The following is a 26999-nucleotide window of genomic DNA, read 5'->3' on the forward strand; positions in this document are numbered from 1 at the left end:
CCGGACGATCGGGAGCGAGCCGTGGTCTCCGTGCACCGGCACGTCGCGATCCTCTCCAGCATGCTGGAGGCGGACGAGTCCCAGCAGGTCTGGGTCGCCGCGACCCTGTCCGGCCGCGACCATCGCGGCGCACTGATGGTGACCGACCGGCGGGTGCTGTTCACCGGCCTCGGGATGTTCACCCAGACCCAGGAGTCGTTCCCGATGGCCATGTTGACGGAGGTTCGTGTCGCGCTTCCCGCCGGCGCGGCCAGGCGCATCGCCGGCGAGCTGCACGTGGGCGTGCTCGGCGACGAGTGGGTCTTCGCCGGCCTGCCCGCGGACGTGCAGCGGGTCGCAGCGGCGATCGACGCCGGCCGCGCGCGCCTCGGCCTGCGCTCCGACGCGGCGGCGGCGACCCCCTCCGCCTCCGTGCTGGACCGATTGGAACGCCTGGAGCAGCTGCGCACCACCGGCGCGATCAGCGACACGGAGTTCACCGCAGCCAAGCGGCGCCTGCTCGACTGAGTGCTGTTCCTTGAAATCGTTTCCGATCCACTGCATCCGCCGAGGCCCCCGCGAGGGAAGTACCGATAAGAGGACCCCCTCCTACCCCGAACACAGACGAAGGAGCTCCCGTGCGGAGAAGAACACTTGTCACCGGCGCCGTCATCGGCGTCGTCGCCACCCTCGGCCTGGCTGCACCCGCGCAGGCGCAGGTCGCCAAGCACCACCCGGCCCAGGCTGCGGTCTCGATCCTGCACGAGGTGCCGAACGTGCCGGTGGACGTCTACCTGAACCACAAGCGCCTGCTGAACGACTTCCAGCCCGGCAGCTACGCCGGTCCGCTCAAGGTCGACGCGGGCAAGTACACGGTGACCATCACCGCTGCGACGGCGAAGAACGACAAGAAGCCGGTCATCGGCCCGCTGAAGGTCTCGTTCGGGGCGCACCGCAACTACACCGTCGTCGCGCACCTGACCGCCGCCGGCGTACCGACCGCGACCAGCTACTTCAACACGATCCGCCACGTGGCGCCCGGCAACGGCCGCATCATCGTGCGCCATGACGCGGCGGCCCCGGCAGTCGACATCCTGGTGAACGGCGCGGCGGCCATGAAGGGCCTGCACAACCCGCACCAGTCCAAGGCGCAGGTCCCGGCCGGCACCTACCAGGTCGCGGTCGCCCTCGCCGGCACCACGGCGCCGGTCATCGGCCCGGCCACCCTGCCGATCGCGAAGAACGCCGACACCATCGCCTACGCCTGGGGCAGCGCGGCCGACGCCAACCTGGCCCTCGCGGTGCAGGTGATCAAGCTCGGTCACGGATGGTACGCGCCGACGTCCTTCATCGGACTGAAGCCCTACCAGGGCTGATATCCCGGCGCTGATCCACCAGCGCCGATCCACGCAGCACCGATCCAGAACTCCGCGGTCGCCGGCTCCGGCACGGCCGGCGCCCGCGGAGTGGAGCGCCACCTCTCGTTCAGCGGTTTCGGCCGGGTCCTAGCATGGGCCGGCGGCCCGCCGAAGCGCCACGCCGCCTCAAGCGACAAGGAGGGTGGCGATGGACGAGCCGTCCGACGACGCTCTCGGTGCCGCCTTCGCCGCGGGCGATGCGGATGCGCTCGGCGTGGCGTTCCGCAGGTGGGCGCCGCTCGTGCACACGCTCGCACTCAAGTCGCTGCGTGATATCGCCGATGCCGAGGATGTGACGCAGGCCGTGTTCGTCGCAGCATGGCGGTCGCGTGCGTCCTTCGACCCGCAGCGGGCGCCGCTGCCGGCCTGGCTGGTCGGCATCACGCGCAAGAAGGTCGCCGACGTGTTCGCCTCCCGTGGCCGCTCCGCCGCGTTGCACGAGTCGCTCTCCGCGGTCCGCGCCGACGACGTGTCAACGGATGACGACCTGGTCGACCGACTCCTGGTCGCCGACGAGATCGATCGGCTGCCGGCCGAGGCGCAGCGGGTGGTGCGGATGGCGTTCCTGGACGACCTGACCCACCGGCAGATCGCCGAGAGGTTGGGGCTGCCCCTCGGTACCGTCAAGAGCCACATCCGGCGCAGCCTGGTTCGGATCCGCACGCGGTTGGAGGTGGGCGATGCCGCACGTGGATCCTGATCTGCTCGCCCTGCTGGCGCTCGGGGAGGACGTGGGCTCGGACGGCGAGCGCCGCCACGTCGACGGCTGCGAGACGTGCAGCGCCGATCTTCGGACGTTCGCCACGGCGGTCGCAGCCGGCCGCCGGGCGAATGCGCTCGGTCCGCTGCATGCGCCGCACCCGCGGGTGTGGCAGCGCGTGCAGCAGGAGCTGGGGCCGCAGCTCGACGCGACTTCCGGACCGCGCCGCGGTTCGGCCGTTCGTCGGATCGGCCCGCAGCCTTCCCGTCCGCGGCGGGCGATGGTGATCGTGCTCTCGGTCGCCGCCGGGCTGGCCGTGCTGGCGGCAGGACTGGTCGCCGTGCAGCGCCTCCGACCGCCGACGACCGTGGCGAGCGCGATCCTCAGTCCGTTCCCGAAGTGGCCGAGCGCCGAGGGCCGCGCGACCGTGCAGCGCTCGGCCGATGGGACCCGGACCGTGACCGTCACCGTGAACGTGACGCCGACGGCGACGCGTTCGGATCAGGTCTGGCTGATGACGAAGGATCAGCACGCGCTGATCAGCCTGGGAGTGCTGCCGGGAGAATCCGGCTCCTTCCGGGTGCCCCCCGGCGTGGACCTCGACCACTACGACCTGGTGGATGTGTCGGCGGAACCCCACGACGGCGACCCGCACCACTCGGGGAACTCGATCGTGCGGGGTCCGCTGAACCTGTGACGGTGCCGCGCGGCGGCCGACTCGCAGACCGCGGCCAGGCCCGTCCCAGGCGACGGCCGCACCCTTCATCCATGACAGCTCCGATGGCCGAGGGCGCAGCATGAAGCGCGCGGGGCAGGCCGTGCAGTTCGATCGCTACGGCGCGGTCGACGAACTGCACTTCGTACCGCAGGAGATGCCCACCGCCTCGCGGGACGAGCTGGTGGTCGAGGTCGTCGCAGCCGGACTGAACCACCTCGACAGCTATGTACGCGCGGGCGATTTCGCCGCGGAGGTCCCGCTCACCTTCCCGGCACGCCAGGGCTCGTGCTTCGCCGGCATCGTGCGCGCCCGGGGCAAAGACGTGCACGGCATCGCCGTCGGGGCCGACGTGCTGGGGCACGCCGTGGGCAACGGCGCCCACGCGAGCTATGTCGTCGTCCCGGCGACCGCCGTGGTGCTGAAGCCGCCGACGGTGGAGTGGGAGGTGGCGGGCGGCCTCTATCTGGCCGGTACGACCGCCCTCGCGATCATCCGGAATCTGCGGGTCGGGCCGGACGACGTGGTCGTCATCACCGCCGCCGCCGGCGGAGTGGGGCACCTGCAGGTGCAGTTGGCGATCACCGCCGGGGCCACCGTGATCGGTACCGGCAGTGCGCATAACCACGACTACATCCGCTCCCTCGGCGCGGTGCCCGTCACCTACGGCGACGGGTTGATCGAGCGCATCCGCACGGCAGCCCACGACCGGCCGATCACGGCGCTGATCGACAACCACGGCAGCTCGGGCGACTTGGCGGAGCAGCTGGGCGTCGTCCGCAGCCGCTTCGTCTCCACCGAGGACCGCCGCGACGTGGAGTTGAAGTTCTATACCGCGGACGGCATCGATCCCGAGCCGGCCGATCTGCTGCGGCACCTGGTGCGCCTGATCGAGCAGCACAGCCTGCGCATGCTGGTCTCGGGCTTCTACCCGTTCCAGTACCTGCAGCAGGCGACCGCCGATCTGGACGCCCGGCACTCCCGCGGCAAGGTCATCGTCGGGATGAAGACCGCCGTCACCGGTGCCGGGGTGTCGTCGCACTACCTGGGGCAGAAGGCGCGGGCCTTCCACGAGTCGGTCGCCTGACACGGCGGATCGGCTGCCCGAGCACGGTCGGCACCCGGCCGGTCCCTAGGCTCGGGCGTGTGACGGATGCCGCAGCTGTGCCGTTCACCGTGGCATTGATCGACCTGGACGGCACGATCACCGACTCCGCGCCGGGCATCCTGGCGACGCTCGCCCACACGCTGCGCCTCATGGGGCTCCCGGTTCCGGCACCCGCCGAACTGGTCGCGTTCGTGGGCCCGCCGATCCTGGACGGGTTCCGCGACGTGATCGGCCTGAACCCCGAGCAGTCCGCTCGCGCACTGCAGTACTACCGCGAGCGCTACCGCGTGACGGGGGCGTTCGACAGCCGCGTCTACGAGGGCGTGCCGGCGATGCTCGACGCCCTGCGCACCTCGCTGCCGCTGGCCGTCGCCACGTCCAAGCCCGAACACATCGCGCGCCAGATCCTGGCGCACTTCTCGCTCACCGACCGCTTCGTCGTGATCGCGGGTGCGTCCGAGGACGAGACCCGCAGCGCGAAGCACGAGGTGATCACCTGGGCCCTCGCGCAGTTGCGGGATCAGGGGGTGGATACCAGCCGGCCGGTGATGATCGGCGATCGCTCCCACGACGTGCACGGGGCCCGCGTGCACGGCATACCGACGATCTTCGCCGGCTGGGGCTACGGCGCCGCCGAGGAGGCGGTCGGCACGCTGGCGATCGCGCACCGGCCGGGCGAGGTGGCCGCGCTCGTGTCGGCGCTGTGAACATTCTCACTTCGACTCGCGATCGGCGCGCCCCGCTGTCACCATCGACCCATGAGTCTCATGCAGGCTGAACGCCAGTATCAGCGGGTCGCACAGAAGACCGCGCCGCATGTCGTCGTGCTCTTCGGAGCCGCGGGCGACCTGGCCAAGCGCAAGCTGGTGCCGGCCTGGGCGAACCTGGCACTGTCCTCCCTGGCGCCGAGCATCGAGATCGTCGGCACGTCGCTCGAGGAGCTGGACGACGAGTCGTTCCGCGCGGAAGCGAAGAAGGCGCTCGACGAGTTCGATCGCCGCACCCTGACGGACGAGGAGTGGCAGACCTTCTCGGCCAAGCTGCACTACGTCCCGTCCAAGGCCGGCCCCGAGGCCCTCGCCGCCGCGGTGCAGCAGGCGGAGGAGCGGCTCGGCGCCGGCGCCCAGCGCCTGCACTACCTGAGCGTGCCGCCCAAGGCGGCACTCGCAGCGGTCGAGATGCTCGACAAGGCCAACCTGGTGGACCACTCCCGCATCATCATGGAGAAGCCGTTCGGCACCGACCTCGCCTCGGCGGTGGACCTGAACAACAAACTGCACGAGACGTTCAAGGAAGACCAGATCTTCCGCATCGATCACTTCCTGGGCAAGGAGCCGGCGCAGAACATCCTCGCGATCCGCTTCGCCAACGGCCTGTTCGAGCCCATCTGGAACCGCAACTTCATCGAGCACGTGCAGATCGACGTGCCGGAGACCCTGGGTATCGAGACCCGGGCGGCGTTCTACGAGTCCACCGGCGCCTACCGCGACATGGTGGTGACGCACCTGTTCCAGGTGCTCGCCTTCGTGGCGATGGAGGCGCCCACGGCGCTGGAGCCACGCGCGATCAGCGAGGAGAAGAACAAGGTCTTCCGCTCGATGCTGCCGGTAGATCCGCAGAACGTGGTGCGCGGGCAGGTCCACGGCTACCGCGACATGCCGGGTGTTGCTCCGGAGAGCGACACCGAGACCTTCGTGGCGCTGAAGTGCGAGATCGACAACTGGCGCTGGGCCGGCGTCCCCTTCTACCTGCGCACCGGCAAGAAGCTGGCGGAGGGGCAGCGCATCATCTCGATCGCGTTCAAGGAGCCGCCGCAGTCGATGTTCCCGCCGGGCAGCGGGCTCGGCACCAAGGGCCCGGACCACCTGACCTTCGATCTGGCCGACGCGGCCAAGATGTCGCTGTCGTTCTACGGCAAACGGCCAGGGCCGGGCATGCGGCTGGACAAGATCAGCATGCAGTTCGAGATGCAGGAGGCCGAGGGCGCCCGCGACATGCTGGAGGCGTACGAGCGGCTGATCCTCGACGCCATGCGCGGCGATCACACCCTGTTCACCACAGCGGAGGGCATCGAGCGGCTGTGGGAGGTCTCGCAGGGCCTGCTCGACGACCCGCCGCCGGTGCGCCCCTACTCCGCCGGCAGCTGGGGCCCGAACGCCATCCACCAGCTGATCGCGCCGTACGCCTGGCGACTGCCGTTCGAGCGGGGCTGGCGCGGCAGCGCCGAGGCAGCGGGCAGCTGAGCAGTCGGGTCGCCTCTCGCTCTCGCTCTCGCTCTCGCTCTCGCGTGATGGTCAGGACCGTTCCGTAGCGTCCAGCCATGGCTGATGAGTTCAAGAAGGGCGACGAGGTCTCCTGGAAGTCGCACGGCGGCACCGCGGAGGGCGAGGTCGAGAAGAAGATCACGACCGAGACCGAGGCGGGCGGCCGCACCGTGAAGGCGTCCAAGGACGACCCGCAGTACCTCGTGAAGAGTTCGAAGAGCGGCGGCGAGGCCGTGCACAAGCCCGGGGCGTTGAAGAAGGAGTGAGCCGGCGGCACTCGGGACCCGGTTCGAGCCTGGTTCGGATCGTCCGCCGAGACGGCACCGCTAGCGTGCGCGCATGGCGTTCCAGTTCGAGGGCCGGATCGAGCCCTACGCGTCCGGTGTGACGAATCTGTATCGCATCGTCACGAACGAGCGGCGGAGCATCCCGGGCTGGCCGGACGAGGACGGCTACGACGACCGCCAGGCCGCCGACCGGGCCCTGGAACGCTGCAAGGAACTGAGCAACGCCGCCGACCCCGCCTGACTGCCCGCTCCTCCGCAGTCCCTCTGCGGTGTTGTCCACCCAACTACGGACGAGCACGCACAACTACGGAGATGCAGTCAGGGAAAATCCCGGTACTCACGATGAGGACCGGCCCGTCCCCCCGCCCTCGGGTACGGGAGCGAAGGCGGCTCCGCCGCCGAAGCGGACAACCCACGACCTGCGCCGCAGAAGCGGCGGCGCAGCAACCAACACTGTGCGCGAGGGGGGAGTTGAACCCCCACGCCCTTTCGGGCACACGGACCTGAACCGTGCGCGTCTGCCTATTCCGCCACTCGCGCGCGCGCCGCGAGTCCACCGAGTGGACGTGCAGCCGGATGAGGCTAGCACGACCCGTGATCGTGCACTCCGCGGGCGCGCGCCGCCGCCTGCCCGGGCGGGAAAGGCCCCCGCGCTAGCATCGGCCGCACTGCGCGGGCCCAAGAGGCGCGAGCATCCACGACAGGCTTGGAAGTGGACCGGTGGGCTTACTCGACAGCTTCGAGCGCGGCTTGGAGCGTGCGGTGAACGGCGCGTTCGCCCGCACGTTCCGGTCGGGGCTGCAGCCGGTCGAGATCACGGCCGCGCTGCGCCGGGAGCAGGACACCCGGGCTGCGCCGGTCGCGCGGGACCGCATCCTGGTGCCGAACCGGTTCACGGTGCGGATGAATCCGGCCGATCACGAGCGCATGTCGGCGATGGGGGCGCCGCTGATCGAGGAACTGACCGGTCTGGTCGACGCGCACGCCCGGGAGCAGGGCTATCAGGCCGCGGGGGCGACCGTGATCACCCTGGCGGTGGACGAGTCGCTGGCGGTCGGGATGCTGCAGGTGGATTCGGCGAGCGAGCGGATCGAGGTGACGTGGGCGCCGGCGATCGAGATCGACGGCAAGCGCCACCCGATCGCCGAACGCACCGTGATCGGCCGAGGGTCCGATGCGGACGTGGTGATCGACGACGACGGGATCAGCCGGCACCACCTGGAGATCCTGTGGAACGGGCGGCGGGCGGAGGCGCGCGACCTGAAGTCGACCAACGGGTCCCGGCTGAACGGCGAGCGGTTCACCAGGGCGCCGCTGGCCAACGATTCGGTGCTGCAGATCGGGCGCACCCGCATCGTGTTCCGCCTGCTCGCGCAGACCGGAGGGCCCACCCGATGACTCCGACCGACTGCGCCGCCCGATGAGCGATCTGACGCTGCTGGTCCTGCGGGTGGCCTTCCTGGCGTTGCTCTGGGTCTTCGTGTTCGCGGTCGTCTACGCCCTGCGCAGCGACCTGTTCGGCGGTCGGGTGCGCAAGCTGCCGGCCGAGCCGGTCGCGGCGGTGCGGGGTCCGGTCGCGGCTCCCCCGGCGGTGCAGTCGCTGCCGACGTCGCCCGTGGTCACGCCGGGCGGCGGCACCGGCGGGCTCACCGGAGCGGCGACGCGGCTCGTGATCACCTCGGGCGGCAAGAGCGGGCTGGAGATCCCGCTCGACGGCGACCCCCTGACCATCGGCCGGGCCAGCGACTCCGGGCTGCAGATCCGCGACGACTACACCTCCACGCACCACGCGCGCCTGCTGCTCTGGGGGCAGGACTGGGTGATCCAGGACCTCGACTCGACCAACGGCACCTTCGTGGACGGGCGACGCATCGAGCAGCCCACCACGGTGCCGCTGCGCACGAGCGTCAAGGTGGGCGCCACCACGTTCGAGCTGCGGACCTCGGCATGACGATCGTCACGGCGGCTGCGGCGGTCTCGCACGTCGGCCGGGTGCGCGCGAACAACCAGGACTCCGGCTACGCGGGACGCAACCTGTTCGTCGTCGCCGATGGGATGGGCGGCCACGCCGGCGGCGACGTCGCCTCCGCCATCGCCGTCACCCGTATCGCGGAGGCGGACGCGCTCACCTTCTCGACGCCCCAGCAGGCGGAGTTCGCGCTGCAGTCGGCGCTCGTCGCGGCGAATCAGCTGATCAACGAGACCGTGTCGGGGCATCCGGAGCTGACCGGGATGGGGACGACCGTCAGCGCGCTCGTGCGGGTCGGTGACACGGTGGTGACCGCGCACATCGGCGACTCGCGCATCTACCTGCTGCGTGACGGCGAACTCAGCCAGATCACCAACGACCACACCTTCGTGCAGCGGCTCGTGGAGACCGGCCGCATCACCCCGGAGGAGGCGGCGGTGCACCCGCGCCGCAGCGTGCTGATGCGCGTGCTGGGCGACATCGACCAGGCGCCCGAGATCGACACCAGCATCATCGGCACGGTGCCGGCCGACCGTTGGATGATCTGCTCCGACGGCCTCAGCAGCTACGTCAGCGAGGAGCGGATCCTCGCGGTCCTCTCCGCTGCAGGGTCGGCGGCGGAGTCGGCGGACTGGCTGGTGCGGGAGGCGCTGGAGCACGGCGCCCCCGACAACGTGACGGTGATCGCGGTCGACATCGACCACGCCGGCGAACCGGCGGGCTCGGAGGTCGTCGTCGGCTCCGCTGCCGAGCCCCTCAACCTGGAGGAGACCGATCCGCACCGCCAGCACCTGCGGCTGCCCAGCCTGCTGCTGCATCCGGTGCGCAGCTCGCCGAGGGAGGCCGTCTTCGAGCCGGCCGGCGAGGACTACCTGGACGCGCTGATCCGGCAGGATGCCCGCCGCATCCGGCGCCGTCGGCTGTTCTGGCTGCTCGCGGTGCTCATCGTGGTGATCGGCGCCTTGGTGGCGGTGATCGCGGGCTACAGCTATACGCAGACGCAGTACTACGTGGGCTTCGACGGGGACCGGGTCGCGATCTTCCAGGGCGTGCAGCCACAGCTCGGCCCGATCCGCCTCTCGCACGTGAAGGAGGAGACCGACCTGACCCGCGACGACCTGCAGCAGTTCTACCGCGCTCGCGTGTCGGCCGGCGTGCAGGCGAGCAGCCTCGCCGACGCCCGCACGATCGTCGCGACCCGCCTGGGGCAGGCGCCGTGAGCGCCGACCTGCAGGCCACCACGGCGGTCGCTCGGCCCGAGGAGCGGATGCACGTCACCCGGCCCTCGACCCGGCTGCGCAACGTCGAGTTCGGGCTGCTGCTGCTCGCCCTGGCGGTCGGTGCCGCCGCCATGCTCCTCGTGCAGTTCGGAGCGCTCGGGCACGTGGATCCGCACCTCTTCACACTGATCGGCGGGCTGGCGGTGCTGGTGCTGGCGATGCATGTCGTCCTGCGCTTCGCGGCCCGGGACGCGGATCCCTTCATCCTGCCGATCGTCACGACCCTGAACGGCATCGGTATCGCGGAGATCTACCGCATCGACATCAGCCCGACCGGGCTGGCGCGCCACACCGACGACGGCACCCACCAGATCGCCTGGACCGCGCTCGGGATCGGTGCGGCGATCCTGACCCTGCTCGTGGTGCGCAACCACCGGGTGCTGCAGCGGTACACCTACATCGCGATGCTGGTCGGCATCGTCCTGCTGCTGCTGCCCCTGATCCCCGGGTTCGGCGAGAACGTCCGCGGAGCCCGCATCTGGGTGCACGTCGGCGACCTCAGCTTCCAGCCCGGCGAGATCGCGAAGATCGCCCTGGCGGTCTTCTTCGCCGGCTTTCTGGTCGCACGGCGGGACTCGCTGGCGATGGCCGGGCCGAAGGTCCTGGGCCTGCGCCTGCCGAGGGCGCGGGACCTCGGCCCCATCCTGGTCGTCTGGGTGCTGGCGGTCGGTGTCATCGTCTTCGAGCACGACCTCGGCACCGGCCTGCTGCTGTTCGGCATGTTCGTCGCGATGCTCTATGTCGCGACGGGCCGCACCAGCTGGATCCTGCTCGGCCTGGTGCTCGCCGGACTGGGCGCGTGGGTGGCGTCACGGGCGCTCGACTACGTGGGCGATCGCTTCCACAACTGGCTGCACGCGTTCGACCCGTCGGTGTACAACGCGCAGGGCGGCAGTTATCAGATCGTGCAGGCGATCTTCGGCCTCGCGCACGGCGGTCTGTTCGGCACGGGCCTCGGCCAGGGTCGTCCGGACTTGACGCCCGTCGCAGCCAGCGATTTCATCATGGCGTCGATCGGCGAGGAGCTGGGCCTGGTCGGCGTCTTCGCGATCCTCTGCCTGTACCTGCTCTTCGTCTCGCGCGGATTCCGCGTCGGCTTCGCCGGTCCCGACGACTTCGGCAAGCTCTTCGCGGTCGGCCTCTCGTTCGTGTTCGCCCTGCAGGTCTTCACGGTCGTCGGCGGGATCATGCGCGTGATCCCCAACACCGGCCTCACGACGCCGTTCCTCGCGGCCGGCGGCTCCTCGCTGATCGCGAACTGGATGATCGCCGCCCTGCTGCTGCGGGTCTCGGACACCGTGCGCGGCGGCCGCAGGATGGTGATCTGACCGTGAACCGTGAGTTGAAGCGCATCAGCGCGCTCGTCGTCATCATGTTCATCTCCCTGTTCGTCGCCTCGTCGGTGATCCAGGTCTTCCAGACCGACCCGCTGGCCGCCGACGCCCGCAACACCCGCGCGCGTGACGACAGTTACCAGGTGCAGCGCGGCCAGATCCTGCTGGCCGACGGCAAGGCGATCGTCACCTCCAAGCCGGACGACGACGAGTACCGGTTCCAGCGCACCTATCTGCAGCCGAAGCTGTACGCCGCTGTCACGGGTTACAGCCCCGTCAACGGCCAGGCGACCGGTATCGAGGCGGCGCTCGACCAGCAGCTGGCCGGCACCGGCGGCGCGTCCTTCTTCGACCGGCTGCGCAGCACGATCACCGGCCACGACCCGCAGGGCGACTCGGTGCAACTGACCATCGATCCGACGGTGCAGCAGGCGGCGGCCTCCGCCCTCGGAACCCGACGGGGCGCGGTGGTGGCTCTGAACCCGAAGACCGGTGCGGTGCTGGCGATGGTCAGCTCGCCCTCGTTCGACCCGAACGTGATCGCGGCGCACGACCAACGACAGGTCATCCGCTCCTACGACAAGCTGGTGAAGGCCGACCCGAGTCCGCTGGTCAACCGCGCCACGGCCGGTGCGCTGAACCCGCCGGGATCGACCTTCAAGCTGATCGTCACCTCCGCTGCACTCGAAAGCGGCAAGTACACGGTGAGTAGCAGCTTCCCCAGCCCGAACACGTTGCGGCTGCCGGGGACGAACACGGTGATCGCCAACTCCGACGGCGAGCAGTGCGGCACCGGCAAGACCACCACGTTGGCCACGGCGCTCCGCCTGTCGTGCAACATCCCGTTCGCGGAACTGGGCGACCGGCTGGGAGCGCAGGCGATCAGCGACATGGCGACGAAGTACGGGTTCGGTCAGCGGATCGAGATCCCGGTTCCGGTCACGCCGAGTGTGTATCCACTCAACACCGACCCGGCCGTACTCGCCCAGTCGGCGTTCGGCCAGAGCAGTGTGCAGGCGTCCGACCTGCAGATGGCGATGGTCTCGGCGGCGATCGCCAACGGCGGCGTGCTGATGAAACCGAACCTCGTTCAGAAGATCTTGAGCCCCAGCCTCGACACCGTGCAGCAGATGACGCCGCAGGTCCTCTCGCGGCCGGTCAGCGCGGCCACGGCGCAGGCACTGAAAACCATGATGGTGTCGTCGGTGGCCGACGGCACGGGGGTGAATGCAAGAATGGACGGGGTCGACGTGGCGGGCAAGACCGGGACCGCGCAGAACGGGCCGACCAAGCCGTACACGCTCTGGTTCACCGGGTTCGCCCCGGCGGACGACCCACAGGTCGCGGTGTCGGTGGTGGTCGAGAACGGCGGCGGGCTGGGGCAGACGGGGACCGGCAACAGTGTCGCCGCGCCGATCGCGAAGGCTGTTCTGGAGGCGGTGGTGAACCGGTGAGACCGATCGCGGGAGTCACCTTCGGCCGACGGTACGAGCTGTCGTCGCGCATCGCCATCGGCGGTATGGGCGAGGTGTGGGAGGCGACCGACCTCATCATCGGACGCCCGGTGGCCATCAAGATCCTGAAGGACGAGTACCTGGGCGACCCGGGCTTCCTCGAGCGGTTCCGGGCCGAGGCCCGGCATGCCGCCCTCGTGAACCACGAGGGCATCGCCAACGTCTACGACTACGGCGAGGAGGAGGGCAGCGCGTTCCTCGTCATGGAGCTGGTGCCCGGCGAACCGCTGTCGTCGGTCCTGGAGCGGGAGCACAGCCTGCCCGCCGACCGGGTGCTCGACATCGTCGCGCAGACCGCGACGGCACTGCATGCCGCACACGCCGCGGGCCTGGTGCACCGCGATGTGAAGCCCGGCAACATGCTGATCACCCCGGACGGCCGGGTGAAGATCACCGACTTCGGCATCGCCCGCATCGCCGACCAGGTACCGCTGACCGCGACCGGTCAGGTGATGGGGACCGTGCAGTACCTCTCGCCCGAGCAGGCGAGCGGGCATGCAGCCTCCCCGGCGACGGACGTCTACTCCCTCGGCATCGTCGCGTACGAGGCCCTCGCGGGCCGTCGGCCGTTCACCGGTGAGAGCCAGGTCGCCATCGCCATGGCGCAGATCAACGACACCCCGGCCGACCTGCCCGGCTCGGTACCGGAGCCGGTGCGGCGCCTCGTGATGTCGTGCATCGCCAAGAACCCCTCCGACCGGCCGACGACGTCCGCCCTGCTCGCCCGCGCGGCCCGGGCGCTGCGCCGCGGCGATGTGCTGGCCGCCGCGTCCGCCGTGCCCGCGGTGCTGCCGGCAGGCGTCGCCGCACCCACGATGGCCATGCAGCAGACGGATGCGCAGATTACGCGCTTCGCGCAGGCGGCCGGATTCGACACCACGATGATGGGCGTCTCGCCCACCGCGGCCACCACCGTCGCGCCCGCCGCGCCGCTGCCGCCCACCCAGCAGAGGTCGGCGGTGGCGGCTGGCGGCGGCTACGACCCGGACGGCAGGCGGCGCAGCCCTTGGACCGTCCCGCTGATCACGCTGATCGTGATCCTGGTCGTCATCGCGATCGCGATCGTCGCGATCCGGTTCGGCGGTACGCCGTCGTCCTCGAACAGCAGCGCCTCCCAGCCGGCGTCCAGCCGTGCGTCCGCCAGCAGCGCCGCAGCGTCCCCGTCCGCGACTCCGATCACCATCGTCTCGAGCGACTACGTGGGCCGGCCGTACAAAGAGGTCGTCAGTGACCTGACGGCCCTGAAACTCGCCCCGACCGCGGTAGCCGGCAAAGCGACGGGCGACTCGAGCCAGGTCGGGCAGGTCTACCTGCTCGACCCCAGCAGCGGCTCCGTGGAATCAGGCACATCGGTGACGGTCACCTATTACACCGCCGTCCCGAACCCGACGGCCCCCGGCTCCGCGCCGGTGCTGGATTCGCAGTTCACGAGCCCGGTGGCCCCCGGATCGACATTCACGGTCAGCTGGCCGCGACCTCCGAGCACCGCCTGCCCCGCCGGCGGCGATGCCTTATCCGGGTATGAGATCAAGATCAGCGGGGCGCGGGACGACAACGGTGAGACGCCGGCCAAGACCGAGCAGGCAACTATCGTGGCGGGGGACAACGGGACGATCACCGTGCAGTACGCCGTACTCTGCGGGCAGCCGATGTCGGCCTATTCACCCAAGCTGAAGGTCAAGGTCGCAGCCGTACCCTCGGCCACATCCGCCCCGATCGCGAGCGACCCCGCGGCCAGCGACCCCGCTTCCCAACCCCCGACCAACGGCTGATCCCACACCCATGGACGAGCAGGCACCCACGGTGACCGCGGGCGCGAACGCGCGCCTGCCGGCCAACACGCCCGGCGACCGCACCCTCGCCGGGCGGTACCGCATCGACGGTCTGATCGGCCGCGGTGGCATGGCCGAGGTGCACCTGGGCTTCGACACCCGGCTGAGCCGGACGGTCGCGATCAAGCTGCTGCGCTCGTCGCTCGCCAATGACCCCACGTTCCGCATCCGATTCCGGCAGGAGGCACAGGCGGCTTCGCGGATGACCCATCCGACCATCGTGCGGGTGTTCGACGCGGGCGAGGAGACGGTGCTGGAGTCCGGTGGCGGCGAGGCCCAGTTGCCGTTCATCGTCATGGAGTTCGTCGACGGCCGCCTGCTGAAGGACATGGTGGCCGACGGGCCGATGAGCGCCCCCGAGGCGGCCCACATCGTGCGCGGCATCCTGACGGCCCTCGAGTACTCCCATCGGGCGGGCGTCGTGCACCGCGACATCAAACCCGGCAACGTGATGGTGACCCGCACCGGCCAGGTGAAGGTGATGGACTTCGGCATCGCACGGGCCATCAGCGACTCCTCGGCCACGGTCGCGCAGACCACGGCCATCCTCGGCACCGCCCAGTACTTCTCGCCGGAGCAGGCCAAGGGCGAATCCGTCGACAACCGCTCCGACCTCTACTCCACCGGCATCGTGCTGTACGAGATGCTGACCGGGCGCGCGCCCTTCCGAGGCGAGACCCCGGTCGCGGTGGCCTACCAGCACGTCAGCGAGCGCCCCGAGACGCCGAGCGAGGTGGATCCGCGCATCAGCGAGACGATGGACGCGGTGGTACTGCGCGCCCTGGAGAAGGACCGTGCCGACCGCTATCAGGACGCGGCGGCGTTCCGGGACGACGTCGACGCGGTGCTGGCCGGCCGTAAGCCGGTCGCGCGACTACCCAGGGTCGACTCGGCGACCCAGCTGTTCGGCGGAGCGGTCCCGACCGCCGACTCGGCCATCCGGCAGCTGGGCCTGGACGACGACACCCGGGTGCGTACCTCCGGCCGGCCCCCGGTCGCCTGGATCTGGAGCGGCATCGCGGTCGTGATCGTCGTGGTGCTCGCGGTCGCGATCTGGATCGTCGGCCTCACCACCGGCGGCTTCGGGGCGGATTCCGTCACGGTGCCGAAGGGGCTGGTCGGCTCCACCGAGTCCAGCGCGCAGACCGCCCTGCAGCGACTGCAGCTGCAGGGGCTCGTGTATCAGCAGGCCAGCGACAGCACGCCCGCCGGCACGGTGATCCGTACCCGGCCCGCCGAGAACGCTCCCATCACCCGGGGCAGCGCCGTCGACCTGTGGGTGTCCATGGGGCCGCAGCAGGTCGGCGTGCCGAGCCTCGACGGGCGGGTCGAGAGCGCGGCGCTCGACGCCATCCACGCGGCGGGCCTGAAGGCCGGAGCGATCACGTCCGACCATTCGGCCACCGTCCCGAAGGACGTGGTGCTGCGGGCCGACCCGGAATCGGGCCAGCAGGTGTCCGCCGGCAGCACGGTCGACCTGGTGGTCTCGGACGGCCAGGTACTGCTGCCCAGTGTCATCAGCGAGTCGGTGCAGGACGCCTCGGACGACCTGAAGGCGCAGGGGTTGTCGGTCGATCTCACCTCCAAGGGCGGATGCGGCCCCGCCTCCGAGACGGTGATCCAGCAGTCCAAGCCCGCCGGGCCGGTCGATCAGCGGTCGACGATCACGATCACCTACTGCGACGGGACGTGAGCCGCGGGCTCAGTCCGTCGGCCGCCGCGCCGGCACCGGTCAGCCCGGTCGCCGCCAGCCAGTTGCCCAGCATGCGATGGCCGCCCTCCGTCATCACCGACTCCGGGTGGAACTGCACGCCCCAGATCGGCGCGGTCCGATGCTGCACGGCCATGATGACGCCGCCGTCGGTGCGCGCGGTGACGGTCAGCTCATCCGGCACGGTGCCGTCGACGACCGCCAGGGAGTGATATCGCGTCGCGGTGAAGCGCTGCGGCACCCCGTCGAACAGCGCGCTGTCGTCGTGCAGCACGGTGCTCGTCTTGCCGTGCATCAACTCCTCCGCGGTCGTCACGGTGGCGCCGAACGCCTCCGCGATCGCCTGGTGACCGAGGCACACGCCGAACAGGGGGACGCCCGACTCGGCGGCCCGAAGCACCGCGGGAACCGAGACGCCCGCATCGCCCGGCGTACCGGGACCGGGGGAGATCAACACGCCGTCGTACTGGCGCAGGCGTGCGCCGAGCTCGGCGGGATCGATGACGTCGTTGCGCACGACCTCGGTCTCGGCACCCAACTGACGCAGGTAGCCGTTCAGGGTGTAGACGAAGCTGTCGTAGTTGTCGAGGACCAGAATGCGGGTCACCCGTACGGAGTGTAGGCGGGTGCGCCGCACCGATCCGGCTCCGCACGGCGTTGCTACACTGCCCGGCATGGCCCGCGCAGCGAAGACGACCTCGCCCGGCCGCCGTCAGGAGCGCGAATTCGCCGGCGACGACGCGCCGAACGCGGTGTGGTTCAAGCCCGTGATGTTCGGATTCATGTTGCTCGGGCTGCTGTGGATCGTCGTCTACTACATCAGCGGCGGCATGCTGCCGATCCAGGGCCTCGGCTCCTGGAACATCGTGATCGGGTTCGGCATCGCGTTCGTCGGCTTTCTGATGACGCTGCGCTGGCGCTGACAGCCTCCGTCCCCGACGGCCAGAAGGCCTGATCGGCCGCTGTTCTCGACGGAATCACAGATCTGTAGTTCTGCACACTGTGGGTGTCGCTGTGGATAACTCCGCCCACAGCCCCCGGGCGAGTGCGCTCAGCGCTGCGCGATCACTCCGAACACGACGCTGGCGAGCGCGGTCAGCACCAGCAGGCCGACGCCGAGCAGCACGCCGATCAGCACCGCGCGGTTGCGCCGTCGCGGCCCCCGGTTCTGCACGAACAGCCACCCGGTGAGCGCACCCACGAGCAGGCCGCCGACGTGGGCCTCCCAGGCGATGTTGCCGATGAAGAACGCCAGAGCGAAGTTGATCGCGATCAGCACGACCAGGTAGCGCACGTCGCCGCCGAGCCGGCGCTGCACGACGGCCGATGCGCCGAGCACGCCGAACACGGCTCCGGAGGCACCGACCACCGATCCGATGGGCACGCCGGCGAGCGCGGCGACGACGACCGCCAGCGAGCCGCCGAATCCGCTCAGCAGATACAGCGCCAGAAAGCGGCCGCGGCCGATCAGGTCCTCCAGCGGCCTGCCGAACAGGTAGAGCGCGTACATGTTGAACAGGATGTGCGTGATCGGCAGCACGTTGTACGGCAGGTCGATCGGCGCGTGCACCAGCATCGTCGTCAGCATCCGCCACGGCTGGAAGCCGCTGTCTGCCTGCACCAGCGCATTCGCCGGGCTGAACGCCAGCGCACCGACCACGGGCCCCGGGAACAGCACCTCGACCACGTAGACCGCAACCGTCACGGCGACGACGGCCCCGGTCATGGTGTGCGGCCGGTATCGACCCGAGCGTCGCCACAGTCGGCGCGCCGTCATCGCCGTACTCATCGCCGCACCCTGATCGGCGACCTCGCCGGCGTCACCGGTGCCGCGGAGCGATCGTCAGACCTCATCGACCGAGACGGAGGTCAGCACCTGCTGCTGCACGGGGCGGTCCGCCCGGTCGGTGGGCACGGCGCCGAGGGCGTCGACGACCGTCCGCGACTCGGCGTCCGCCACCTCGCCGAAGATGGTGTGCGCGCCCTGCAGCCAGGTGGTCGCCGCGGTCGTGATGAAGAACTGCGACCCGTTGGTGCCGTGACCGCCGCGCTTGCCGGCGTTCGCCATGGCGAGCATGTAGGGCTTGGTGAAGTCGAGTTCGGGATTGATCTCGTCGTCGAACTCGTACCCGGGACCGCCGGTCCCCGTGCCGAGCGGATCGCCGCCCTGGATCATGAAGTTCGGGATGATGCGGTGGAACACGATGTCGGCGTACAGCGGGCCATCGCCCGGACGGCCCGTCTGCGGGTGCTTCCACTCCTGCGTGCCGGTCGCGAGGCCCACGAAGTTGCGGACCGTCTTCGGTGCGTGCAGGCCGAACAGGTTCACCCGGATGTCGCCCTGGGTGGTGTGCAGGGTGGCTGTGGCGGTCGATTGCGTCATTGGTTCAGTCTGGCATCGCGGCTCCCCCGCACAGGTCGGGCGGCGTGCAGCTCCGCATCCGCGCATCGGCGACTTTCAGGTCTCGTGCAGCGCGTCCGATGGCAGGATAGGTCGGACGTTCACGGCCCACCGCACGAGAGAAGGTCGACCATGGTCACCAAACAACGGACGAAGGAACTGAACGCGCTGCGAGCGGACGCCAGCCAGCTGTGGAGCGACCAGCAGGCGGTCCTGTCGCGAGCGACCGGCGTGGCCCGCGAGGCGAGCAAGCAGGCCGGACACCTCAGCCGCGAGGAGTGGGCGCCGCGAGCCAAGACCACTTACGCCGACCGGGTGGGGCCGGCCGTCACCCGGGGCGCCGAGTTCGCCACCACCGTTGCGGCCGGTGCCAACAATGCGGTGTTCAACGGCGCGGTCCCCGCAGTGGCGAGCGCCGCCGCTGCGGCCGCTGCACTCGGCGGAACCGCCAGAGGCCGCGTGACCGACGCGGCCGGCAAAGCCGGTTCGGTCGTGACCAAACAGGGCGCCAAGCTCACCGGCAAGGGCGCTGCGAAGGTCGCGGGCAAGGGCGCCAAGGGTGCCACCAAGGCAGCGAAGACCGTCGCCGGCAGCAACAAGGGCCGTGACGCGGTCGTGAAGGCCGCCAAGGGTGCAGCCACCGTCAAGGTCGCACAGAAGGCGCTGCCCACGAAGAAGAGCGGCCCGGGGACCGGCTCCATCGTCGGCCTGACCCTCGGAATCCTGGCCCTCATCGGCATCGGCTACGCGGTGTGGCAGACGTTGCGCGCCGACGATGACCTGTGGGTCGCCGACGATGAGCCGGAGATCGCTCCGGGCACGGATACGCCGGTCGCGTAGCCCACCGCTGTATTCGGCCGTCGCTCTGTTCGACGGTCGCAATGCCAGCCGTCGCAGTGATCAGCCGTCGCTGTTCAGGCGGGCAGGAGATCCCCCACACAGGCTGACCACGACAGAAGCGGAACGGACTCGACGGATGACCACGGACCAGACCCCCCGACTGACCGTCGAGCACGCGGGTGCGGCTTTCTCTGTGCCTGAGCGCGCAGACGACCCCGAGTTGGCCGACCGATCCATCGCACTCGTCCGAACCTGGTTGCAGCGCGCTTCGTCGGTGCGGCCGGACGCGGCCGCGGTGCGCCTGGCCGGTGTGCTGCGCGACCCCCGCGGCCTGAAGTTCACCACCGGCTTCGTCGACGGCGTCGTCCGCCCAGAGGATCTTCGCGCAGCGGCGAAGCGGCTGGCCGAGATCGCCCCGAACGTGCCGCGCTTCCTGCCCCTGCCGCTCAAGCTGCTGGTGCGGCTCGGCGGACTGGTCGCGCCGATCCTCCCTTGGATCGTCGTACCGGCGGCCCGCATCGCTCTGCGCCGGATGGTGGCGCACCTGGTCATCGACGCCACACCCCGCCGCCTGGGCCGCAGTATCGCCCGGCTGCGCCGGGCCGGGCTGGGCCTGAACGTCAACCTGCTGGGCGAGGCCGTCCTCGGGGAGCGGGAGGCCGACCGACGGCTGAAGGGCACGCTCGCCCTGCTGCGCCGGCCCGACGTGGACTACGTCTCCATCAAGGTCTCCGCCGCGGTCGCGCCGCACAGCCCCTGGGCGTTCGATGCCGCCGTCGACGACGTGGTCCGGCGTCTGACTCCCCTGTACGACACGGCGCTGCGCTCCGGCACCTTCATCAACCTGGACATGGAGGAGTACAAGGACCTGGACACCACGATGGCGGTGTTCATGCGGTTGCTGGATACGCCGCGGTTCACCGGGATGAAGGCCGGCATCGTGCTGCAGGCCTATCTGCCGGACGCCCTCGGCGCGATGATGCGCCTGCAGGAGTGGGCCGCCGATCGTCGCAGTCGTGGCGGAGCACCGATCAAGGTGCGCCTGGTCAAGGGCGCGAACCTGCCCATGGAGCAGGTGGAGGCGTCCCTGCACGACTGGCCCCTGGCCACCTGGCACACCAAGCTGGAGACCGACACCAACTACAAGCGGGTACTCGACTGGGCGATGACCCCGGAGCGCACCGACGCGGTCCGGCTCGGCATCGCCGGGCACAACCTGTTCGACGCCGCCCACGCCTGGCTGCTGGCCGGCGACCGCGGCGTGCGGGACGCCGTCGAGTTCGAGATGCTGCTCGGCATGGCCACCGGGCAGGCCGAGGCGGTGCGGCAGGACGTCGGCGAGTTGCTCGTCTACACCCCCGTCGTCCATCCGAAGGAGTTCGACGTCGCGATCGCCTACCTGGTCCGGCGGCTGGAGGAGGGGGCGAGCGACGACAACTTCATGTCGTCCGTCTTCGACCTCAGCACCAACGAGGCGCTGTTCGAACGGGAGCGGCAGCGCTTCGTCGACTCGCTCGCGGCCCTCGACGACACCGTGCCGGCACCGCACCGCGACGGGCTGCGCCCGACCGTGACCGGTTCCCCGTTCACGAACGCGATCGACAGCGACCCGTCGGTGGGTGCCGTGCGCGAGTGGGGTGCCGCGATCCACCGCGATGCGGCGACCGCCGACCTGGGCGTCGAGACCCTCGCGACCCACACCGTCACCGATCCGGCCGAGCTCGATCGGCTGCTCGGTGCCGCGCGGGCGGCAGGCGACGCGTGGGGCGCCCGGCCCGCCGCAGAGCGTGCGGCGATCCTGCACCGGGCCGGAGAAGCCCTCGAGGCGCGTCGCGCGGACCTGATCCAGGTGATGATGGCCGAGACGGGCAAGACCCTGGATCAGGGCGACCCCGAGGTCAGCGAGGCCATCGACTTCGCCCACTACTACGCCGAGCGGGCGCTGGAACTGGAGCAGGTCGACGGCGCGCGCTTCACTCCGGCGGCGCTGACGCTGGTGACGCCGCCCTGGAACTTCCCGGTGGCGATCCCTGCCGGGTCGACGCTCGCCCCGCTGGCCGCCGGCAGCGCGGTGGTGCTGAAGCCCGCCGGTCCGGCGAGCCGCTGCGGCGCGCTGCTCGCCGAGATCCTGTGGGACGCGGGCGTACCCCGCGACGTGCTGACCTTCCTGCAGGTGGACGAGGACTCGCTCGGGTCCGAACTTGTCGGTGACGCGCGGATCGACCGGGTGATCCTGACCGGCGCGTACGAGACGGCCGCCCTGTTCCGCCGCATCCGGCCCGACCTGGCCATGCTCGCCGAGACCAGCGGCAAGAACGCGATGGTCATCACGCCGTCGGCGGATCTGGACCTGGCGGTCAAGGACCTCGTCTCATCCGCGTTCGGCCATGCGGGCCAGAAGTGCAGCGCCGCGAGCCTGGCGATCCTCGTCGGCTCGGTCGGCCACTCCAAGCGGTTCCTCGGGCAGCTGACCGACGCGGTGGCGTCCCTGCCCGTCGGTGCCGCCGACGTGCCGACCACCAAGCTGGGACCGATCGTCGAGCCGGCGCAGGGCAAGCTGCTGGAAGGGCTGACGAGCCTCGGCGACGGGGAGCGGTGGCTGCTCAAGCCGAAGCAATTGGATTCCGAGGGCAAGCTGTGGACGCCCGGCATCCGCACCGGCGTGCGGCCCGGCTCCGAGTTCCATCGCATCGAGTACTTCGGCCCGGTGCTGGGGCTGATGCAGGCCGACTCCCTGGAGCAGGCGCTCGAGCTGCAGAACGCGGTCGACTATGGGCTGACCGCCGGGCTGCAGTCGCTCGAACCCGACGAGATCGGCACGTGGCTCGGCGCCGTGCAGGCCGGGAATCTCTACGTGAATCGCGGTACCACCGGAGCGATCGTCGGGCGGCAGCCCTTCGGCGGCTGGAAGCGCTCCACGGTCGGACCGGGCACGAAGGCCGGCGGACCCAACTATCTGCTGGGACTCGGTCGCTGGGAGCCGGACGGGGTGGCCGTGGAGCGTGCGGCAGAGCGGCCGATCGGCCATATCGCTGCCGTACTCGATGCAGCGACGCGACTGCCTGAACCGGACGTCGAGTGGCTGCGCGCGGCGATCGAATCGGACGCCGCCTGGTGGCAGCGGGAGTTCGGTCGCACACGCGAACTCGCCGGCCTGACGGCCGAACGGAACCTGTTCCGCTATCTGCCGGTACCGGTCACCGTGCGCGTCGAGGCCGATTCCGAGAATCGGGACGTGCTGCGCGTCCTGGCCGCAGGGTTTCGGGCCGGCGGTGACCTGGTCGTCTCGGCCGCCCAGCCGCCGGAGCGGGGTGTCGCCGATCTGCTCCGCGATCTGGGGATCGCCGTGCGCATCGAAGCCGATCCCGCCCTGCGGGGACGCGTGCGGCTGATCGGCGGATCGACCGCCGCGACACTGCGCAGCGCAGGCGGGTCGGCCGACCTGGCGGTCTGGGGCGATCCAGTCACCACGGCGGGGCGGATCGAGCTGCTGCCCTTCCTGCACGAGCAGTCCATCAGCATCAGCGCGCACCGGTTCGGCACTCCGGACGCCCTGACCGACGACCTGATCGGCGAGCGCGCCGAATTCGTTCGATAGGACCGCATCGAATAGCGCCTCCTCGAGGAGCGCCGCGCGTCGAGCAGCCCTCAGCTCACCCCCAAAAGACGGCACGTCTCGCGACACGCGCGGGATGACCGGCCGAAACGGGGTACAGGGGGTGAGTATTCAGGGTCCCCCTAAGTGCTGACACACGCACTGGGGTACAGACCCCTGCCCCCGCCCGGGGTACGTTCGCCCCTTGCAGTTGCGGTTCTTGGGGGAGAAACGACATGCGCAGATCAGACATGCCCAGGTCGGTGGCGCGATGCGCGACCGCTTCACCGCGGCGCGGACGCCGGGCGACGGCCATCGCACTCGCCATCGGCCTGCTTCCGGCGGCGGTCGCGCTGACCACGGTCGATGCGGCCCAGGCAGCGGTCGCCGGACCCCGGGTGCAGTTGACCGCCGGCGACCACACCGTCACCGCGGCCTGGTCCAAGGTCGCCGGTGCGGCCAGCTACACCGTTCGCTACGCCGCCAAGGCGTCCCTCGCGGGCGCCCACTCCGTACACACCACGACGCAGCACGTCCAGCTGACGAAGCTGCACAACGGCACGCGCTATTTCGTGGCCGTCACGGCGAACCGTGCCACCGGAGCCGTCAGCCCCGCCACCGCCATGGCTGCGGCGACCGCGCACGCGACGCCGGCGGACGGCTACCCGTACGCGGTCAGCGACGTGCACGCCTCACCCGCCGGACCCGACCAGGTGCAGGTCACGTGGTCGGGCGGCGGCCGGGCTACCAAGGTCGGGATCATCGCGGGCGGGGAGAGCACCACGACCGCGATGCACTTCCGGAGCGCCTGGTACCCCGCGACGACCCACAGCGTGCTGCTCACCGTGCCCGAGAAGTACCGCAAGTCGCTCGGCGCGGGCACGGGCAACTTCGTGTTCGTGCGCGTCGTGCAGTCCAACTCGACCGCGGCGAAGCCGGCGATGCATCTGCACTTCGACATCGGCGACTCCTACCGCATCTCGACGCTCGCGTCATCCGCGCTCGCCGGGTCGGATCCGGCACCGGCGACCGCCGACCGCTTGAAGGTCGCCGAGCTGAACGTGCAGAGCTACACCGCGACCGAGCACTTCTCCAGCACCGACCAGTGGAGCGCCCGCAAGGAGCGGATCGCCAAGACCGTGCTGAAGGCGCAGCCCGACCTGTTCCTGACCTCCGAGCTCGACACCCACAAGATCGACCCCAAGTGTGTCAACCACACCCATAACACCAAGGGTCCGCACACCTACTGCGCCACCGCGCTGTCGGAGCTGGCCTCCCTGCTGAACAGCGGCGCCACGCCGCTGAAGGCCGCGACCGGCGATGCGTACCAGCAGGTGCTGGCGCAATCCGCCAAGCACAACCTGGGGGGCCAGATCACCTCCGGCGCCCAGATCTTCTACAACCCGGCCGCGATGACGCTGGAGTCGCACGGGTTCCTGTCGCCGGCGATCGACCTCGGCATCCGCCAGTCGGGCGTGCAGGACCGGTGGTGGTCCTGGGCCAAGTTCAAGCTGGCGTCCGGCCGGGAGTTCTACGCGGTCGCCGTGCACCTTCCCGCGATCGACTCGGGCCCGAACATGACCGCGATGCACGCGGCCGTCACCACGGCGGCAGCGGCGTACCTCGCGCAGATGGACTCGGCGAACCTGCCGATCGTGATGGGCGGCGACTTCAACAGCGACCCCATCCGCAACGCGAAGCCGGCGACCGCCATTCTGGTGAAGGCGGGCTACACGGACGCGGCTGCGACGTCGCACCGCACAGGAGCGCGCTACGCGACCTTCAACGGCCACAACGGCGGCGGGGGTACCGACCCCGGCTATCCGACCACCGCGGTGCCGCACCGCTACAACACCAGCCGCATCGACTTCATCCTGACGCACGGCAACGCCAGGTCGTACTCGTACGCGAACGTGCTGCACATCGACGGCGAACGATTCCAGAAGTCGTACCAGGGCAGCGATCACAACCTGCAGCTGGCGAGCATCGGGATCGGCGACCCGCAGTGACTCGGGAGCCGATCCGGTCCTGATCGGTCACGATCCCGCGTCGGCGTTTGGCGGGGCGGGCACCTGCTCGTAGGTTGAGCGCACCCACCCCTGCGACTCGAGGAGCGTCCGTGCGCCTGGCTTCCCACATCCGACGACGGCTCGCCGCGTCGGTGACCGCGGTCGCCATCGCCGTCGTCCTGGTCGGCGCATCGGGGGTCGGCGCATCGGGGGTAAGCGCAGCAGGCACGGAGTTGCCCGCCTCGGCTGCCCCGCTCCCGGTGCCCGTCCCCGCGTCGGCGAACGTGCCGCACAAGTTCACCCACCGCGCCGAGACGCCGCCGACGACCGCGAACTGCCAGACCGCCTTCGGCGTGGCCTGCTACTCGCCGAAGCAGTACCGCAGGGCGTACGGCTTCAACACCCTGTACCGACAGGGCGTCACCGGGCGCGGCCGCACCATCGCCATCGTGGACGCGTTCGGGTCGCCCACCATCCAGCAGGACCTCGACGTCTTCGATACCGACTTCGGGCTGGCCCACACGCAGGTGCAGATCATCCAGCCCGTCGGGGTAGTGCCGGCGTTCGATCCGTCGAACATCGAGCAGCAGGACTGGGCGTTCGAGACCACGCTCGACGTCGAATACGCCCACGCGATCGCGCCGGATGCGACAATCCTGCTGGTCGAGACACCGGTCTCGGAGGCCGAGGGCATCCAGGGGTTTCCAGAGATCGTCCAGGCCGAGCGGTACGTGGTCGACCATCGCCTGGCCGACGTGATCAGCCAGAGCTTCGGAGCGACCGAGAACACGTTCCCCGATCCCAAGGGCGATATCGGGCGGCTGCGCGCCGTCTTCAAGTCGGCCGCAAAAGCGCACATCACGGTCCTCGGTGCATCGGGCGACACCGGCGTCACCGATGTCAAGCGCGACGGCGAGACGCTCTACTCCCACCGCGTCGACTCCTGGCCATCCAGCGACCCGCTCGTCACCAGCATCGGCGGCACGCAGCTCTCGCTCGCCCTCTCCGGCGATCGGCTGCAGAAGGACGTGGTGTGGAACGACGGCTACGGCGCCGGCGGTGGCGGTACGTCGAAGGTCTTCTCCCGGCCCGCGTTCCAGAACGGAGTCAAGAAGATCACCGGGTCGCATCGCGGCACCCCGGACATCTCGATGAGCGCCGCCGTCGACGGCTCGGCGCTCGTCTACCTCGGACTGCCGAACGTCCCCAACCTGCCAGCCGGCTACTACCTGGTCGGCGGTACCAGCGAGGCGACCCCGATCTTCGCCGGCGTCGTCGCCCTGGCCGACCAGCTCGCCGAACATCGGCTCGGCACCATCAACGCCGCCCTGTACAAATTGGATGGCAAGGCGAGCAAGGGCATCGTGGATGTCACTCGCGGCAACAACTCCTTCGGCGGCATCAAGGGCTACACGGCGAAGCGCGGCTACGACCTGGCCTCCGGCTGGGGCACGATCAACGCCCCGAAGTTCGTGAAGGCACTCGCCAAGTCCCACAACTGACGCCCGTCACCCGCACGCCGAGTACGGCATCATGGAGTCACCGCCCGGGGGCGTAGCTCAATTGGTAGAGCGCCTGCTTTGCAAGCAGGAGGTCAGGGGTTCGATTCCCCTCGTCTCCACGTGCTTATTTCCGCGCCGCCGCTTCTGCGGCGCGGGTCGTGGGTAGTCCGCTGCGGCGGGGAACCGGCCTCCGCTCCCGTACCCGAGGTCGGCGGCGGCGCGGGTCGTGGGTAGTCCGCTGCGGCCGGCAACCGGCCTCCGCTTCCGTACCCGAGGTCGGCTGCGGCGCGTGTCGTGGGCAGTCCGGGTCCTTCGCTCAGAGCCGATTCCCGCCGCCCAACGCCGGCTCGGACCGCCGACGACGGCCCGCCGGCCGACCTCTGGAACGGGAGCGAAGGCCGGTTCCCGGCCGAAGCGGACTGCCCACGACGCGCCGCCGCAGGAGCGGCGGCGGCGCCATGGGCACGTGGGGCTACCAGGACTTGAACCTGGGACCTCTTCGTTATCAGCGAAGCGCTCTAACCGCCTGAGCTATAGCCCC

24 protein-coding genes and 3 tRNA genes are annotated in these 26999 nt (G+C 70.2%); 22 read left to right on the forward strand and 5 right to left on the reverse strand.

Annotation, left to right across the window (positions count from 1 at the left end; genetic code table 11):
* Positions 1-21 precede the first annotated feature (21 nt).
* The 9 genes from ACFE7H_RS12500 to ACFE7H_RS12540 all read left to right on the forward strand — a co-directional run bounded on the left by ACFE7H_RS12500 (position 22) and on the right by ACFE7H_RS12540 (position 6712).
* Positions 22-507 (forward strand): SHOCT domain-containing protein, encoded by a 486-nt coding sequence (locus ACFE7H_RS12500; RefSeq protein ID WP_375401571.1) that lies wholly within the window; start codon positions 22-24, stop codon positions 505-507.
* A gap of 110 nt (positions 508-617) precedes the next feature.
* Positions 618-1355, forward strand: a complete 738-nt coding sequence (locus ACFE7H_RS12505) for a DUF4397 domain-containing protein (protein WP_375401572.1) — start codon at positions 618-620, stop codon at positions 1353-1355.
* A 190-nt stretch (positions 1356-1545) separates the two neighbouring features.
* Positions 1546-2097, forward strand: a complete 552-nt coding sequence (locus ACFE7H_RS12510) for an RNA polymerase sigma factor (RefSeq protein WP_375401573.1) — start codon at positions 1546-1548, stop codon at positions 2095-2097.
* Positions 2078-2794 (forward strand): anti-sigma factor, encoded by a 717-nt coding sequence (locus ACFE7H_RS12515; protein WP_375401574.1) that lies wholly within the window; start codon positions 2078-2080, stop codon positions 2792-2794. Before ACFE7H_RS12510 ends, ACFE7H_RS12515 begins: the two co-directional genes overlap by 20 nt.
* A gap of 100 nt (positions 2795-2894) precedes the next feature.
* Positions 2895-3899 (forward strand): NADP-dependent oxidoreductase, encoded by a 1005-nt coding sequence (locus ACFE7H_RS12520; protein ID WP_375401575.1) that lies wholly within the window; start codon positions 2895-2897, stop codon positions 3897-3899.
* Between the two features lie 59 nt (positions 3900-3958).
* Positions 3959-4627, forward strand: coding sequence for an HAD hydrolase-like protein (locus ACFE7H_RS12525; protein WP_375401576.1), 669 nt, complete (start codon positions 3959-3961; stop codon positions 4625-4627).
* Positions 4628-4687: 60 nt separating this feature from the next.
* Entirely contained in the window at positions 4688-6163 is a 1476-nt protein-coding gene (gene zwf / locus ACFE7H_RS12530) for a glucose-6-phosphate dehydrogenase (protein WP_375401595.1), read from the forward strand.
* Between the two features lie 77 nt (positions 6164-6240).
* Positions 6241-6450, forward strand: coding sequence for a DUF2945 domain-containing protein (locus ACFE7H_RS12535; protein WP_375401577.1), 210 nt, complete (start codon positions 6241-6243; stop codon positions 6448-6450).
* 73 nt (positions 6451-6523) lie between these two features.
* Positions 6524-6712 (forward strand): hypothetical protein, encoded by a 189-nt coding sequence (locus ACFE7H_RS12540; protein ID WP_375401578.1) that lies wholly within the window; start codon positions 6524-6526, stop codon positions 6710-6712.
* 215 nt (positions 6713-6927) lie between these two features.
* Here ACFE7H_RS12540 and ACFE7H_RS12545 read toward each other — a convergent pair.
* Positions 6928-7011 (reverse strand) — tRNA-Leu (locus ACFE7H_RS12545).
* Between the two features lie 180 nt (positions 7012-7191).
* Here ACFE7H_RS12545 and ACFE7H_RS12550 point away from each other — a divergent pair.
* The 7 genes from ACFE7H_RS12550 to pknB are packed head-to-tail and all read left to right on the forward strand — an operon-like array spanning position 7192 to position 16093.
* On the forward strand, positions 7192-7869 hold the full coding sequence (locus tag ACFE7H_RS12550; RefSeq protein ID WP_375401579.1) for an FhaA domain-containing protein: 678 nt from the start codon (positions 7192-7194) through the stop codon (positions 7867-7869).
* Positions 7870-7891: 22 nt separating this feature from the next.
* Positions 7892-8422 carry an FHA domain-containing protein gene (locus tag ACFE7H_RS12555; RefSeq protein WP_375401580.1) on the forward strand — a complete coding sequence of 177 codons (531 nt, stop codon included), beginning with the start codon at positions 7892-7894 and terminating at the stop codon, positions 8420-8422.
* A complete protein-coding gene (locus ACFE7H_RS12560) occupies positions 8419-9660 on the forward strand; it encodes a Stp1/IreP family PP2C-type Ser/Thr phosphatase (RefSeq protein WP_375401581.1) in 1242 nt (413 codons plus the stop codon). The genes ACFE7H_RS12555 and ACFE7H_RS12560 overlap by 4 nt, the downstream gene beginning before the upstream one ends.
* Entirely contained in the window at positions 9657-11048 is a 1392-nt protein-coding gene (locus tag ACFE7H_RS12565) for an FtsW/RodA/SpoVE family cell cycle protein (RefSeq protein WP_375401582.1), read from the forward strand. Before ACFE7H_RS12560 ends, ACFE7H_RS12565 begins: the two co-directional genes overlap by 4 nt.
* A gap of 2 nt (positions 11049-11050) precedes the next feature.
* On the forward strand, positions 11051-12508 hold the full coding sequence (locus tag ACFE7H_RS12570; protein WP_375401583.1) for a peptidoglycan D,D-transpeptidase FtsI family protein: 1458 nt from the start codon (positions 11051-11053) through the stop codon (positions 12506-12508).
* Positions 12505-14340, forward strand: coding sequence for a serine/threonine-protein kinase (locus tag ACFE7H_RS12575; protein ID WP_375401584.1), 1836 nt, complete (start codon positions 12505-12507; stop codon positions 14338-14340). Before ACFE7H_RS12570 ends, ACFE7H_RS12575 begins: the two co-directional genes overlap by 4 nt.
* Before the next feature lie 10 nt (positions 14341-14350).
* Entirely contained in the window at positions 14351-16093 is a 1743-nt protein-coding gene (gene pknB / locus ACFE7H_RS12580; protein ID WP_375401585.1) for a Stk1 family PASTA domain-containing Ser/Thr kinase, read from the forward strand.
* Here pknB and ACFE7H_RS12585 read toward each other — a convergent pair.
* Entirely contained in the window at positions 16071-16718 is a 648-nt protein-coding gene (locus ACFE7H_RS12585) for an anthranilate synthase component II (protein ID WP_375401586.1), read from the reverse strand. The genes pknB and ACFE7H_RS12585 overlap by 23 nt on opposite strands.
* Positions 16719-16785: 67 nt before the next feature.
* Between ACFE7H_RS12585 and ACFE7H_RS12590 the strand changes: the two genes are divergently transcribed.
* The gene (locus tag ACFE7H_RS12590; protein ID WP_375401587.1) at positions 16786-17034 is read left to right on the forward strand and encodes a cell division protein CrgA; all 249 of its coding nucleotides are present in this window, start codon (positions 16786-16788) and stop codon (positions 17032-17034) included.
* A 128-nt stretch (positions 17035-17162) separates the two neighbouring features.
* On the opposite strand, the gene ACFE7H_RS12595 is transcribed toward ACFE7H_RS12590, so the two are convergent.
* Positions 17163-17900 carry a rhomboid family intramembrane serine protease gene (locus tag ACFE7H_RS12595; protein WP_375401588.1) on the reverse strand — a complete coding sequence of 246 codons (738 nt, stop codon included), beginning with the start codon at positions 17898-17900 and terminating at the stop codon, positions 17163-17165.
* A 54-nt stretch (positions 17901-17954) separates the two neighbouring features.
* Positions 17955-18494 carry a peptidylprolyl isomerase gene (locus tag ACFE7H_RS12600; protein WP_375401589.1) on the reverse strand — a complete coding sequence of 180 codons (540 nt, stop codon included), beginning with the start codon at positions 18492-18494 and terminating at the stop codon, positions 17955-17957.
* A 150-nt stretch (positions 18495-18644) separates the two neighbouring features.
* Here ACFE7H_RS12600 and ACFE7H_RS12605 point away from each other — a divergent pair, with 150 nt between their 5' ends.
* The 5 genes from ACFE7H_RS12605 to ACFE7H_RS12625 all read left to right on the forward strand — a co-directional run bounded on the left by ACFE7H_RS12605 (position 18645) and on the right by ACFE7H_RS12625 (position 26577).
* A complete protein-coding gene (locus ACFE7H_RS12605) occupies positions 18645-19352 on the forward strand; it encodes a hypothetical protein (protein ID WP_375401590.1) in 708 nt (235 codons plus the stop codon).
* A 136-nt stretch (positions 19353-19488) separates the two neighbouring features.
* Positions 19489-22950, forward strand: coding sequence for a bifunctional proline dehydrogenase/L-glutamate gamma-semialdehyde dehydrogenase (locus ACFE7H_RS12610; RefSeq protein WP_375401591.1), 3462 nt, complete (start codon positions 19489-19491; stop codon positions 22948-22950).
* 233 nt (positions 22951-23183) lie between these two features.
* Positions 23184-24956, forward strand: a complete 1773-nt coding sequence (locus tag ACFE7H_RS12615; protein ID WP_375401592.1) for an endonuclease/exonuclease/phosphatase family protein — start codon at positions 23184-23186, stop codon at positions 24954-24956.
* 110 nt (positions 24957-25066) lie between these two features.
* A complete protein-coding gene (locus ACFE7H_RS12620) occupies positions 25067-26458 on the forward strand; it encodes a S8 family serine peptidase (RefSeq protein ID WP_375401593.1) in 1392 nt (463 codons plus the stop codon).
* 46 nt (positions 26459-26504) lie between these two features.
* Positions 26505-26577: transfer RNA gene (locus ACFE7H_RS12625), tRNA-Ala, on the forward strand.
* Between the two features lie 348 nt (positions 26578-26925).
* On the opposite strand, the gene ACFE7H_RS12630 is transcribed toward ACFE7H_RS12625, so the two are convergent.
* Positions 26926-26999: transfer RNA gene (locus ACFE7H_RS12630), tRNA-Ile, on the reverse strand.

Origin of the sequence: uncultured Amnibacterium sp., assembly GCF_964250715.1 — a bacterium.
Lineage (GTDB): Bacteria > Actinomycetota > Actinomycetes > Actinomycetales > Microbacteriaceae > Amnibacterium.

Bases quoted from the DNA above. Each gene is read 5' to 3' on its own strand.
- ACFE7H_RS12560 (WP_375401581.1), top strand. From the start codon at position 8,419: ATGACGATCGTCACGGCGGCTGCGGCGGTCTCGCACGTCGGCCGGGTG.
- ACFE7H_RS12600 (WP_375401589.1), bottom strand. From the start codon at position 18,494: ATGACGCAATCGACCGCCACAGCCACCCTGCACACCACCCAGGGCGAC.
- ACFE7H_RS12610 (WP_375401591.1), top strand. From the start codon at position 19,489: ATGACCACGGACCAGACCCCCCGACTGACCGTCGAGCACGCGGGTGCG.
- ACFE7H_RS12535 (WP_375401577.1), top strand. From the start codon at position 6,241: ATGGCTGATGAGTTCAAGAAGGGCGACGAGGTCTCCTGGAAGTCGCAC.
- ACFE7H_RS12590 (WP_375401587.1), top strand. From the start codon at position 16,786: ATGGCCCGCGCAGCGAAGACGACCTCGCCCGGCCGCCGTCAGGAGCGC.
- ACFE7H_RS12555 (WP_375401580.1), top strand. From the start codon at position 7,892: ATGAGCGATCTGACGCTGCTGGTCCTGCGGGTGGCCTTCCTGGCGTTG.
- pknB (WP_375401585.1), top strand. From the start codon at position 14,351: ATGGACGAGCAGGCACCCACGGTGACCGCGGGCGCGAACGCGCGCCTG.
- ACFE7H_RS12520 (WP_375401575.1), top strand. From the start codon at position 2,895: ATGAAGCGCGCGGGGCAGGCCGTGCAGTTCGATCGCTACGGCGCGGTC.
- zwf (WP_375401595.1), top strand. From the start codon at position 4,688: ATGCAGGCTGAACGCCAGTATCAGCGGGTCGCACAGAAGACCGCGCCG.
- ACFE7H_RS12605 (WP_375401590.1), top strand. From the start codon at position 18,645: ATGGTCACCAAACAACGGACGAAGGAACTGAACGCGCTGCGAGCGGAC.
- ACFE7H_RS12615 (WP_375401592.1), top strand. From the start codon at position 23,184: ATGCGCAGATCAGACATGCCCAGGTCGGTGGCGCGATGCGCGACCGCT.
- ACFE7H_RS12510 (WP_375401573.1), top strand. From the start codon at position 1,546: ATGGACGAGCCGTCCGACGACGCTCTCGGTGCCGCCTTCGCCGCGGGC.
- ACFE7H_RS12595 (WP_375401588.1), bottom strand. From the start codon at position 17,900: ATGAGTACGGCGATGACGGCGCGCCGACTGTGGCGACGCTCGGGTCGA.
- ACFE7H_RS12540 (WP_375401578.1), top strand. From the start codon at position 6,524: ATGGCGTTCCAGTTCGAGGGCCGGATCGAGCCCTACGCGTCCGGTGTG.
- ACFE7H_RS12515 (WP_375401574.1), top strand. From the start codon at position 2,078: ATGCCGCACGTGGATCCTGATCTGCTCGCCCTGCTGGCGCTCGGGGAG.